Source organism: Acrocarpospora macrocephala, from assembly GCF_009687865.1.
Classification (GTDB): domain Bacteria; phylum Actinomycetota; class Actinomycetes; order Streptosporangiales; family Streptosporangiaceae; genus Acrocarpospora; species Acrocarpospora macrocephala.
Map to the genome: position 1 here is coordinate 1 of NZ_BLAE01000022.1, position 12775 is coordinate 12775.

At 70.3% G+C, this 12775-nt stretch carries 10 protein-coding genes; 3 read left to right on the top strand and 7 right to left on the bottom strand.

The features are described from left to right. From Amac_RS19840 to Amac_RS19870, 7 genes are all read right to left on the bottom strand, one after another. Window positions 1-285 (bottom strand): FAD-dependent monooxygenase (locus Amac_RS19840; RefSeq protein ID WP_174900194.1); only part of this gene is annotated, 285 nt, incomplete at its 3' end. A 369-nt stretch (window positions 286-654) separates the two neighbouring features. Further along, a complete protein-coding gene (locus Amac_RS19845) occupies window positions 655-2130 on the bottom strand; it encodes an MFS transporter (protein WP_155355870.1) in 1476 nt (491 codons plus the stop codon). Between the two features lie 25 nt (window positions 2131-2155). Continuing rightward, the gene (locus Amac_RS19850) at window positions 2156-2893 is read right to left on the bottom strand and encodes an SRPBCC family protein (protein WP_155355871.1); all 738 of its coding nucleotides are present in this window, start codon (window positions 2891-2893) and stop codon (window positions 2156-2158) included. An 11-nt stretch (window positions 2894-2904) separates the two neighbouring features. Next, a complete protein-coding gene (locus tag Amac_RS19855) occupies window positions 2905-3219 on the bottom strand; it encodes a hypothetical protein (RefSeq protein WP_218041180.1) in 315 nt (104 codons plus the stop codon). 94 nt (window positions 3220-3313) lie between these two features. Beyond that, entirely contained in the window at window positions 3314-3886 is a 573-nt protein-coding gene (locus tag Amac_RS19860; RefSeq protein WP_155355872.1) for a PadR family transcriptional regulator, read from the bottom strand. Window positions 3887-3899: 13 nt separating this feature from the next. Beyond that, on the bottom strand, window positions 3900-4622 hold the full coding sequence (locus Amac_RS19865) for a DUF8817 family protein (protein WP_155355873.1): 723 nt from the start codon (window positions 4620-4622) through the stop codon (window positions 3900-3902). A gap of 230 nt (window positions 4623-4852) precedes the next feature. Beyond that, window positions 4853-6034: an FAD-dependent monooxygenase gene (locus Amac_RS19870; protein WP_155355874.1), complete on the bottom strand. Its 1182-nt coding sequence runs from the start codon at window positions 6032-6034 to the stop codon at window positions 4853-4855. A gap of 57 nt (window positions 6035-6091) precedes the next feature. Between Amac_RS19870 and Amac_RS19875 the strand changes: the two genes are divergently transcribed. From Amac_RS19875 to Amac_RS57360, 3 genes are all read left to right on the top strand, one after another. After that, complete coding sequence (locus Amac_RS19875; RefSeq protein ID WP_170322565.1) at window positions 6092-6649, top strand: TetR/AcrR family transcriptional regulator; 558 nt, start codon at window positions 6092-6094, stop codon at window positions 6647-6649. Window positions 6650-6821: 172 nt separating this feature from the next. Continuing rightward, complete coding sequence (locus tag Amac_RS19880; RefSeq protein WP_170322566.1) at window positions 6822-7943, top strand: HupE/UreJ family protein; 1122 nt, start codon at window positions 6822-6824, stop codon at window positions 7941-7943. Window positions 7944-7976: 33 nt separating this feature from the next. Next, window positions 7977-12695, top strand: a complete 4719-nt coding sequence (locus tag Amac_RS57360; RefSeq protein WP_155355877.1) for an outer membrane protein assembly factor BamB family protein — start codon at window positions 7977-7979, stop codon at window positions 12693-12695. Window positions 12696-12775 lie beyond the last annotated feature (80 nt).

The following is a 12775-nucleotide window of genomic DNA, read 5'->3' on the forward strand; positions in this document are numbered from 1 at the left end:
TTTGGGGATGGCGGCGAAGATACCGCCGACCGGACGCCGTCTTCCGCGTTCGAGAATGCGATCCATCAGCTCGAGACTGCGAATATGCAGACCGACTATGCGGACGAACGAGGCGGGCTCGGTTTCCTTCTCCAGGACGAGTACCCGCACATCGTGCAGCCGCAGTTCGGCGGCCAGCATCGCACCGGTCGGCCCGCACCCGGCAATGATCACATCGAACACGGGGACGTCGCGCTCGACCCTGTCGTTCGACGACGGCTCGGCGGTGACCTGCGGAAAGTTCATAGGTGTTGCCTTTCGGGAGTGCCTTGTTGGCGAGGCGCTCCCGGCGACACCTACGTCAATCGCCCGACCGTGACGGGAAGGGGGAGCACCCACATCGATACAGCGTTCATGGGTCTCACCTCCTCGGGCGATGTCTCGGTCAACTGCAAGCTACAAGCCCGGGCATCACCCCGTCCAACCCTTTCCCAGCCACGTGATCACGACTCCAAACGGGCCCGTTCGACCGCACGTCTCGGCATGGGACGCGTTCGGGAGCGGGGGTCGCTGCGATTGCCGAGCCGGTCGCGAATCCTGTGGAGCGCGTAGTCGTGACCCGCGACAGTGCCGCCTCTCCAACCGGGTGGGGGAGGCGGCATTGTGGAGAACTCGTCAGGCGTCGACGGTGACCGGCGCCGGTTCCGTACGGAGGGTGACCGCGGCGGCGACCGCGAGGCCGAGAAAGATGACCGCCCCGACGGCGCCGACCACGTTGAGCCCGCTGGTGAAGGCGGTCCGCGCCGCGTTGAGCAGCCCGGGCACGTCGTCGGCGATCGCGACCGCGGCGGTCAGGCTGCTCTTGGCCGCCGCCGGGGCCCCGTCCGGCAGGTCCAGCACCGAGCGGTACACCAGGGTGCCGAGGCTGCCGAGCGTCGCGATGCCCACCGCGATGCCGAACTCGCCGCTGGTCTCCGAGATCGACGCGGCCGAACCGGCCTTCTCCGGCGGCGCGGCGGCGAGGATCAGGTTCATGGTGAGCGCCATCGGGAAGGAGATCCCGGCCGAGGCGAGCACCAGCCCCACCACCAGCAGACCGGCGTCGCCGCTCTCGACCTGGGTGACCACGAGCAGGCCGAGGCCGGCGAGGGTGAGCCCGAGAGCGGTGACCGTGGCCGACGGCAGCTTCCTGGCGAGCGCCGGGGCCACCATCGAGCCGATGACCATCGCCACGTTCTGCGGGATCAGCCGTACGCCGGTCGCGAGCGGCGACAACCCGGCCACGTCCTGCAGGAACAGGCTGGACAGCAGCGACAGGCCGGCCATCACGACCCCGCCGAGGAGCATGATGCCCAGGGCGGTGCTGAAGACGCGGTTGGCGAACAGCCGCAGGTCCAGCAGCGGCTCGGCCAGGATGCGCTGGCGGCGGACGAACACCGCGCCGAACGCGACGCCGACGGCGACCGCGGCCAGCGCCGGGGCGTGCCAGCCGTCGCGGGCCAGGGCTTTCAGGCCGTAGATGACCGGCAGGATCGCGGCCAGCGACAGGGCCACGCTGGCCAGGTCGATCGGGTGCTCCGGCCTGGCCGGCTTGTATTCGGGCAGCAGGATCGGGCCGGTGACGAGCAGCAGCACCATGAACGGCACGCCGAGCAGGAACGCCGAACCCCACCAGAAGTGCTCGAGCAGCAGGCCGCCGACGAGCGGGCCGAGCGTCATGCCGCCCATGAAGCAGCTGAACCAGACGCCGATGGCGACCCCCATGCGCTTCGGGTCGGGGAACATGTTGCGGATCAGGGCCATCGTGGACGGCATCAGCGTGGCGCCCGCGATGCCGAGCAGGGCGCGCGCGGCGATGAGCAGGGCCGGGCTCGTCGCGTACGCGGCCACGATCGACGCGACGCCGAACGCGGCGGCGCCGATCAGCAGCAGCCGGCGGCGGCCGATGCGGTCGCCGAGGGCGCCCATCGTGACGAGGAAACCGGCGAGCATGAACGAGTAGATGTCCAGGATCCACAGCTGCTCGGTGGCGTCGGCGCGCAGGTCGGCGCTGAGTTGCGGCAGGGCGACGTACAGGACGGAGACGTCGAGGGCGATCAGCAGCGTGGGCAGGGCGAGGACGGCCAGGCCGACCCAGGGATTGGTCTTCACCGGTCTTCTCCGTTTTACGTGCCGGCTATGCCAGCGCCGCGGCGAGCCAGTCGCCCCAGATACGTTCGGCGTCAGCCTGGTCCACGTCGCGGAAGATGTGGTGGCCGGTGAGCACCATCCCGCCGCCGCCGACGAACCGCAGCAGCGCGTCGTCGGTGCGCACGCCCAGGAACGACGGCTCCAGCACGGTGTCGACCACGCCGTCGATCGCTTCGCCGTCGACCGTAAAGTGCACCTCGTCGCCCTCGCGGACGTCCTTGGACAGCCCGGTGGCGCGGGTGACGGCCGCCCAGACCGTGTCCTGGTCGGGCTGCTGCGGGCCGAACGCGGCGACCGGCACCGCCGTACGGCCCGGGAAGTGCTTGACGTACTGGGCGAGGGTCCGCAGGTAGAGGGGGTTACCCTTCTTCAGCGCGTCGTACTCGGCCTCCCAGTCGCCGGTCAGGATGCCGCTGTGCACGAACCGCAGCGTGGTGGTGCCGTCGTCGCGGCCCTCGATGAGGTACTCCATGGCCATGAACGAACCGTCTTCCGCGGCCTTGCCGCGATAGGCGAAGCGGCGGCCCGGTTCCCAGGCGGTGACCGTGGACTCGCCCGTGAAGCCGGGCATCGTCATGGTGGCGACGCCGCCCTCGCGGGGTTCGACCTCGTTGCGGCCCATGAACCAGGAGTCGATGCCCGGTCCGGTGGCGATGGCGGCCCACACCTGCTCGGGGGTGGCTTCGAGGTCGATGTCGTGGGTCAGCTGGAATTCGTGCGACATGTCGGGACTCCTTATTTTTCGTTGGTCTTCTCGAGGCCTGCCGGGCTCTCCGGCTTGGCTCTCGGGTGGATGGCGACGATGACCCGGTGGTCACGGCCGTTCTCGTCGTGGTAGCGGCTCACCAGGGCGGTGATCTCGGTGGTGAGCTCCTGGACGAAGGCGGCGCGGTCGGCGGCGGAGGCGAACCGCACCGTGCCGTCGAGCGCGAACGTGGCGACCGGCTTCCCGGCACGCGAGGCGCCGGTGATGAGCTGGCCGACCTCCTTGACCAGCCGTGCGGCGATGGCCAGCAGCCAGCGCGCGGAGAGCCGGTCGGGGTCGAACATGCCTTCACGCTAGCCACCGACAACTAGAACTGTCAAGGACGAAAAAAATTGTCGGTTCTAGGCAGCGCCTGGCGCGGCACGGGGGTTCGAAAGATCACGCCGAAGGTAGGTCGTCGGCCATGTGGTAGGCGCCCTCTTCGAGGCGCGCGATGAGCCGGTGCATCCAGGCGGTACGGCTGTCGGCGGTGTGCAGCCAGAGTTCGATGACGGCGCCGACCGGCCCCCAGGTCTCCAGGTCGGTGCCGGGCGGGAGCTCGCTGGTGATGCTGTCGCGCCACTGGTCCATCACGAGGGCGCGCCGCCGGAGCAGGTCGATCGCCTCGGCGCGGGGGAGGTCGTCGATGAGGCCGACGGCCGCGGCGAGCAGGTCCAGCCGGGGGTCGCGGCTGGAGAGCGCCTCGCGGAGCAGGGTGAAGTAGGTCTGCTCGCCGTCCTCGGTCAGCTCGTACTCCATGCGTGGGGGCCCGCCCGCCTCGCTGGGGGAGGTCTCATGGGCGAGGAGCAGGCCTTGGCCGGTCATGGATTTCAGGGCGTGGTAGATCGAGCCGGAGGTGGCGCTGGACCATTCGTGCGCGCCCCAGGACTCCAGGTCGGCGCGTACCAGATAGCCGTGGGAGCGGCCGCGCCGCCGGACCGCGCCGAGCACCAGCAGCCGGACCACGGACATGCGCTGTTCCCTTTCAGGCCGGAGGCAGCGTGGCCGCCAGGTCGTCGAGGCCGGCGAGAGTGCCGGCGAGCGTTTCCCGGTCGGCGTCGGACAGGGGGACCTCGCCGGCGCTGGCGAGGAGGTCGCGGGCGAGTGCCGGATCCTCGGCCCGCAGCGCGAGTTCGGCCCGGTAGGCCAGGGCTTCCAGCAGGTCGGCCGGTGACGCGGTGTCCTGCTCCCGGCGGAGCGCCGTGTCCAGAATCCTGGCCGCCTGGAGGTGGTCGCCCTTGGAGTCGCCCAGGACTACGGCGTTCCGCAGTGTGGTGGCGAGCTTGCCCAGGGCCGGTTCCGGTTCAGCCGGCCCGGCCGAGGCGGCGAAGATCCTGATCCAGTTGCCGCCCGGGTCGACGATCGTGAACCCGGCCATGTCGCCGGAGTTCTTCCGCTTGCGCGGCCGGGTCATCCGGGGAATCCCGGACACCAGGAGCTTGCCGTAGGCCGCGCGCATCCCCTCGGCGAACGCCGCGTACAACGCGCCGGTGTCAGGCACCAGCACCAGGCACGATCCGTAAGAGTCCTCGGGCTTGAAGTCCGGCATGCCGAAGAAGCCCAGCTGGAGATCCTCGCGCTTCAACGACACGTACGGATTGGGGCGTACCTGGTAGTAGGTCTTGACGAAGCCCAGCGCGCCGTAGAACTCCACGATCTCGTCGACGGACCGGCAGGGCAGCAACGGCACGGTCTTCTCGTGAGCCATTCATCCCCCAACTAGCCAAATTTGGCTACTGCGCTTCCAGCGTACCAGGGGGGGTCGCTAAGCACCCAGAACTCGCCTGGGCCGTCGTACAGGCTCCAAGCAAGACGGCGCCGGCGGTCGCGATCGATCCGGACAGCAACGTCCGCCTCGATCATGGGATCAACGCTAGGAAGCCAGCGTTCGTAGGGCGACGCTCCGCGGACTGATCTCCAAACGCCGGGCTGTACGACTCAGGTCTGACGTCGGTCCACCCGCGGGGTGTACTCGGGCAGGGCTGGGGGCTTGGCCTGCACCAGGCGTTCCAGCGTGCTCATCACCCGCATCAGCGGCAGCCGGGCGACGGTGTCACGCAGCCGCCTGCCGCCCGAGGTCCTGGGCACCATGAGGCGGACGTTCGTACCGATCCGCTGTTTCTTTTCGACCAGGGCGCGGTGGCCGGCATGGTAGGCGGGGAAGGCGATCCGGTGATCGCCGCCGGCCGCCGCGAGCTCTCCGGCGAGCCGGTAGGCGCCGATCAGAGCCAGTTCGGCGCCCGCGCCCGAGGCGGGGGAGGCGCACCAGGCGGCGTCGCCCACCAGCGCGACCCGGCCGGTGGACCAGGAGTCCATCCGCACCTGGCTGAGCGCGTCGAAGTAGAACTCCGGGTCGGCCAGCGCGGCGCCGAGCAGTTCCTGGACGTGCCAGGAGGTGTCGCTCGCGAACGCCTGGCTCACCAGGCGCTTGTGCCGGCCGACGTCGCGGAAGTCGTAGCTCAGGGGCGCGGAGCGGAAGATGAAGTACGCCTTGGCCTGGGCGTGGTTGCCGGAGCGGTAGATCCCGGCCATCTTGCCCGGCGTGTTGTACATCGTCACCCACCGGTCCTCACCCAGCGCGGCGTCGGCGTCGGCGAAGGCGAAGTAATGGTCCTTGAACCGGACGAACCGCTCCTCGGGGCCGAAGGCCAGCCGCCGGACGTTGGAGTGCATGCCGTCGGCGCCGATGACCAGGTCGAAGCGGCGGCCGCCGGCGTGGTCGAAGGTGACGGTCACGCCGTCGCTGTCCTGCGCCAATGCCCGGATGGAGTCGCCGAAGAGGTATTCGATGTCGGTGTGCCGGTGCAGGAGCGCCACCAGGTCGCCACGCATGAGCTCGACGCCGCCGGGGTCCTGGATGCCGATCCGGGCCACCGCCCGGTCGCGGGCGTCGACGAACTTCATGCCCCGCACGTCGGTGGCGGCGGCCCGGATCTCCGGCAGGATCCCCATGCGCTCGGCGACGCCGATGGCCTGGTCCCGTACGTCGACGCCGTTGCCGCCCGCGCGCGGCCCGCACCCGGATTCGACCACGGTGGGCTGGAAGCCGTGCCTGGCCAGCCAGTGCGCCAGGGTCAGCCCCGCGATGCTCGCTCCCGAGATCAGGATCCGCTCGTTCATCGGGTGTCTCCCATGAAGTAGAATGCCTATTCCACTTATATGGAAGGCGCATTCCAGATGTCAATGCCGGGCCGCCGGGCCGATGCCGTACGCAACCGACAGCTCGCCCTGGAAGCGGCCACCGCGTTGCTGGCCGAACCCGACGCCGCACTCACCGTCGAGGCCATCGCCAAGAAGGCCGGCCTGGGAGTGGGAACCGTCGTGCGCGCCTTCGGCGGCAAGGACGCACTGCTGGACACCGCCGTCGCGCACCTGCTCGAACCGGTGGTACGGCGGGGCCGCGATCTGCTCCAGCAGTACGGCTCCGAACAGGCACTACGCGCCTTCCTCACCGAACTGATCGCCTTCCAGGCCGCCCACCACCCCATCAGCGACCAGCTGCGCGGCCTGACCACACCCGCCACGACCGCGCTGCGTGCCGACCTCGTCCAGGTCGTGGCGGAGATGCTCACCGGAGCCCGGCAGGACGGCGTCATCCGCACCGACATCGACCTCGCGACCACCACCGCCCTGATCAGCCACCTGGCCTTCGCGATCGCCCGCGCGCAACCCGGGAACCCGCAACTCGCCGACGCCTTCATCACCGTCGTCATGGACGGACTCCGACCCTCGTAGCCGGGCCCAGAAAACCGGATTTCGCCGCCCAGAAACCCATCTTTCGGCCAGCGGGTAACCGCCAGCGGAAGGGTCGGTGAATTGGATCGTCGCGTATTGCCGGGTGTGGAGCGATCACTGCAGGGTTGGGGAACGACCGCCGTTTTCCCCCCAAAGACGGAAGTGCTTCCCCGTGCGTCTACTGGCGTTCCTCGCCGCCCTTGTTGTCACGCTCCTCGCCGCGGCTCCGGCGCAGGCGCACGTCCGCGCGACCACGGTCGCGGTCGACCTGCGCGGCCAGGGCGACGGCGTCACGGCCGTCGTCGACGTGGAGTACGACGTCCTGGCCCGGCTGCTGGGTCTCGACGGTGTCCTGAGCCCGGACGCGGACGGCGCCGCCGTCGAGGTGCCGACCGAGGTGCGGCGCGGTTCGCTGGACGCGCACGCGAGCGACGTGGCCGGGTACGTCGGCGAAGGGCTGCGCCTGAGCCGCAGCTCGATCGGGTGCACCGCGGCGGACGGCGCCCGCGTCGAACTCGCCGACTCCGGCGCGGTGCGGATCGCGCTTGCCTACGACTGCCCGGCGTCCGGCGCGCTCACCGTCCGCAGCGACATCTTCCGCGCCTCCGACGGCGTCGTCGACGACACCCGCACGATCGTGGCCTACGACGTCGACGGCCTCCGCGGTTCGACGTTGCTCGACACCGCCCACACCAGCGTCACGGTGGGCAACACCGACCTGCTCAGCGAGATCCCGCGGTTCGTCCGGCTCGGGGCGGAGCACCTGCTCTTCGGGCTCGACCACGTGTTGTTCCTGCTGGCGCTGCTGCTGGGCGCGAAGCGGCTGCGCGACGTGGTCGAGGTCGCCACGGCCTTCACGGTCGCGCACTCGGTGACCCTGGTGCTGGCCGCGATCGGCTGGGTCGGCGTGCCCGGGTGGATCGTCGAGCCGCTCATCGCGCTGTCGATCGCGTTCGTCGCGCTCGACAACCTGCTCTCGCCGAGGACGAGCCACCGGCTGCCCGTGGTCTTCGGCTTCGGGCTGCTGCACGGGCTCGGCTTCGCGGACGCGCTCAGCGTCGACGGGCCGCTGTCGGCCTCGACGCTGGCCGGCCTGGTCTCCTTCAACGTCGGCATCGAACTCGCCCAGTTGACGATCATCGCGCTCGCCTTCCCGGCGCTGCTGTTCCTGCGCAGGGCCGCGACCAGGCCGGTCGCCGCCCGCGCTCTGACGCTCGGCACCGTCGCGGCGGCCGTCGCCGTCGCCGGTGCCGGTCTGGTCTGGTTCGTGGAACGCTCCCCGCTTCTGACCTGACACCCACCTCTCCTCACCCCCCGAAGGATCCTGATGTCCGCGTTAACATGGACGCGCGCGCGCCTGCGCGTCGTCCTGTACACCGTCACGCTGGGGCTCGCCGCCAGTGTCGTGGCGGGCCCGCTCACGTCGTACGCGGCGCACGCCATCGACCCGCCAGAGGCCACCGTCAGCGGCGTCGTGTACGTCGACGCCAACGGCGACGGCCAGCGCAACCCCGGCGAGGCCGGCCTGGCCGGCGTGCGCGTCTCCGACGGCGCGGCCGCCACCACGACCGCCGCCGACGGCTCCTACTCACTGACGATCTCCACCGACCGTCGCACGACGGACATCGTGTGGGCCGGCCAGCCGCGGGGCTACCGGTTCGGCCTGGACCAGTACAAGGAGCCGAGATTCTGGGCCAACCTCGGCCAGCTCGCCGACGACGCCACGCCGACCGCGGACTTCGCGCTCGTCCGTGACCGCCTCTCCGACGGCGACACCTTCTCCTGGGCCAACATCGCCGACCCGCACGTCAACGCACAGCTGCCCGACCAGATCCGCGAGATCAACTCCACCGGCACCGACCTGCGCTTCATCGCGGTCAGCGGCGACCTCACCAACGACGCCAGCCAGGGGCAGTTCGACACCTATCGTCGCGGCACCCAGCAGTCGGCCGTCGGCGTGTGGCCGGCCGTCGGCAACCACGAGTACGCGAGCGGGTCGGCGTACGCGGACAGGATCGACAACTACCGCAAGAACGTCGGTCCGGAGTGGTACTCGTTCAACTACGGCAACCGGCACTTCGTGGTGCTCGAGAACAACGGCTCCGCGCCGTTCGACGAGGAGCTGAACTGGCTCAAGGACGACCTCGCCGCGAGCGTCCCGCTCGACGACGACCCGAGTAACGACATCGAGGTCGTCGTCCTCACCCACCAGCCGATGAACGTCCCGTTCGGCTCGCCGTCGACGTACGACGCCTTCGGTGACGTGCTCGAGCAGTACAAGGCGCAGCTGATCCTGGTCGGCCACGAGCACTCCAACCACGTCGAGAACAACTCGGCGTTCGCCTCGACCGCCAAGCACATCCAGACCGTGTCGAGCTCGTACACGATCGACAACGCGCCCCGCGGCTTCCGCTACATCCACATGGCGGGCCCGGGCTTCGACAACCCGTTCCGGATGTACGGCGAGAACGAGCGCATCACCATCGTCAACCCCGCGCCGGGCTCGAAGGTGCCGGCCGCGGGGATGCCGGACGTCCAGATCAACGCCTACGACACCGGCGACGAGGTCGTCTCGGCGCGCTTCCAGATCGCCGGCGACAAGAACTGGAGGCCGCTGTACCGCAGCGGTGAGTTCACCTGGCGCGGCAACCTGCCCAACAGCCAGCAGACGCCCGGTGCGCACAGGATCGACGTGCAGGTGGTCGACGCGACGGGCAAGACCTGGACCAAGTCGGCGGACTTCACCCTCACCAGCGAGCCAGAGCTCAAGCCGGTCGCCGGTGGTGACTGGGACCAGCACCACGGCGACCAGTCCCACTCCGGTGTCGCGCCGGCGCAGGAGGCGGGCCGCCGCCTCGCCTGGAGCTTCCGCACCGAAGGCACCTTCCTCACCGGGTCGCCGGTCATCCACGACGGCGTCGTCTACGCGGGCACCCGCGACGAGAACGGCGACGGCAACAGCCGGATCCACGCCGTCCGGCTCAAGAACGGCAGGGAGCTGTGGAACGTCGAGGTGCCGCAGTCGATCCACGGCAGCCTCGCCTACGGTGACGGCCTGATCTTCGCGCCGACCCTCGGCTCGGAGCTCTACGCCGTCGACGCGGAGAGCGGCAAGCTGCGCTGGAAGGCCGTGCCGGAGCAGGCGCCGGCCCCGAACAACCAGCGCACCTACGGCTACTACTCGCCGGCAGTCTCCGGCCACACCGTGCTCTGGCCCTACCAGACCCGCTTCGGCATCGGCAGCCAGGGCGTCCTCAAGGCGCTCGACACCCGCACCGGGCAGCAGATCTGGGCCTCCCCGATGTCCGGTGCGACCATGAGCGACGGCACGCCCGCCGTCCTGGACGGCACCGTGTACGTCGGCAACGAGACCGCCGACCGCGTGCTCGCCTACGACCTGGCCACCGGCGCCCGCAAGTGGACCGGAGCCGAGTCGCTCGGCAGCTGGCAGGACGGCGTGCCGACCGCGGCCGAGGGCAAGGTCTTCATCGGCGCCAACAACGGCATGGTCGCGCGTGACGCCAAGACCGGCGCGACGCTGTGGACCTACCAGAGCCCGCGTTCCTCGCTCGTCTCGAGCGGCTCGACCCCGAGCGCCGCGGCCGTCAAGGACGGCGTCGTCTACATGGGCTTCCCGAGCGGCGCCGTCGTCGCCCTCGACGCCCAGACCGGCAACGTCTTCTGGGAGCGGGTGCTGCCCGGCGACATCTACCACGGTGGCGTCATGTCCAGCCCGGTCGTGGCCGGCGACACGCTCTTCGTCGGCGCCAACAACGGCAGGTTCTACGCCCTGGCCACCGACACCGGCCAGATCCTGTGGAGTCACGAGATCGGCACCTGGGTGGGCGCCGGCCCGGCCGTCAGCGGCAACACCGTCGTGGCGGGCGCCTGGGACGGCAACCTGTACGCCTACGTGCCGGGCGGCGAGTCCGCGCCGCGCTGGGCGACGGTGACCGGCACGGTCAGCGACGCGGAGACGGGCGCTCCGATCGCCGGCGCGAAGGTCACCGCCGTCGCCGCCGGTCAGGACACCGCGGTGACCAGCACCGACGCTAAGGGCCACTACCGGATCGGCCTGCCGGTGTCGACCTGGACCGTCACGGCGGCCAAGCGCGGCCTGATCGCCGACGACCGCTCGACGGCCGGCGTCACGGTCGGCGCCACCGGCAACACGACGGCCGACCTGAAGCTGATCAAGGTGACCCACCCGGTCGCCGGCAAGTCGACGTACGCGCCGGACTACGGCAACGGCAGCACGCGCACGGACGTCGTCACGGGCAAGGAGTACTACTACCTGGCCAACGACAAGATCCGGGCGTCCGTGACGCCATACGCCGCCGGCAACAACGGTGTCGGCGGCAACAACGGCGTCGGCGGTCTGGGCCAGGGCGCGCTGTCGGACCTCATGCTCAACGACGCCAACGGCGCCGAGACCCTGGACTGGGGCGAGATGCTGCTGCGTCCGAGCCTCACGCCGCCCGACTCGTGGGACCGGCCGAACGACCAGCTCGACCTGCCCGACCTCGTGGTCGACGGCACCGCCGTGGTGGGCAACGGTCAGTACCGGGCGAACCCGGCCATCAAGGCGCAGGTCCGCTACGAGACCCTGCCCGACGCTCCGATCGTGAAGATGACGGTCACGCTGACCAACACCGGCACGGCGGGCTACCAGGGCTACTTCAACTACATGATCGACCCCGACAGCTCGGTCGACAACGGCCGGATCCCCGGGTTCAGCGGCGTCAACCCGGGTCTGAAGACCTCGGGCTGGACCGGGAACTACGTCTACGTCGGTGCTGACGCGGCCACCACGAACGGCCAGGCCGCCCACGGTCTCGCGTGGGCACTGGACACGCCGGCCGCAGTCGGCGCGTACGGCTACGTCGAGGGTCTCTACTACGACGCCACGATGGCGCCCGGTGCCACCAAGCAGTTCAGCTTCTACCACCTGACCGACTACGCGACCGCCGGTGGCGACCCCACCCGCACCATCGCGAAGTGGGCCGACGAGATCGACCTGCACGACGCGGCCGTCCCGGACGCCGCCCGCGCGGCCGGCACGATCACCGCGGGCGGCGCCGCCGTCCCCGGCGCCCGGGTCGCCCTCGAGCAGGCCGGCACGGTGGTCGCGACCACGAGCACCGACGCCCAGGGCAAGTACCTCGCCAAGGCCCCGACCGGTCAGTACGACGTCCGGGTGTCCAAGCTGGGCTACCAGACGGCCACCGGCACGGTCACCGTGCCGGCGACGGGCAGCGGCGTCGCCGACGTCGCGCTGAGCCCGGTCACGGTCGAGGCGAGCTACGGTAAGCAGATCGGCTCGGGTCTGGTCGAAGCGGGCTCCAGCGACGTCATGCTCGAGAACGACAAGCTCTCGATGGCGATCGCCGACGCCTACAACGATTCGCAGCTCTCCGGCGGCACCCGCGGCAAGCCGGTCGACATCGCCGTCCGCGGCATGGCCGACCAGTTCGACTGGATCAACCTGCCCTACGTCTCGGCGACCCAGCCGACCGGCGGTAGCGCGTGGGACATCCGGTCGGTGGCGGCGACCGGTGTCCAGATCGTCCAGGCGACCGGCGACAAGGCCGTCGTCCGGGTGTCCGGGCCGGTCAACGGCTTCACGGGTCTGACGGCGACGACGACGTACACGCTGAAGCCGGGCGACAATTTCGCCACGGTCTCGACGGAGTTGAGCAACTCCGGCTCGGCTCCACTCAGCGTGTGGACCGGTGACGCGATGGACCACGACGCGGCCGGCCAGGCCAGTGTCATCCCGGGCGCCGGCATCGTGACGCCGGGTGCGACGGCGGCGTACGCCCCGACCAAGCCGTACATCGGCATGACCGGAACCGACCCGCAGGTCTTCGGTCTCGTCTACGGCACGCCGGCCAGCGCCTTCGACGTCTACGCCGCGGGCAACTGGGTGATGACCCGGTTCAACGTCGACGTGCCGGCGGGCGGCTCCTACACCCTCACCCGCAAGCTCGTCGTCACCCCGGGCACCGACGCGGTGAGCATCCTCGACGGAGTGTCCGCACCGTAACGCGCACCCACCCCACCACATGGCCGGCCCGGAATCCAACCGGGCCGGCCATGAGCCGTGGAGCGGGCGGCCGACATGAG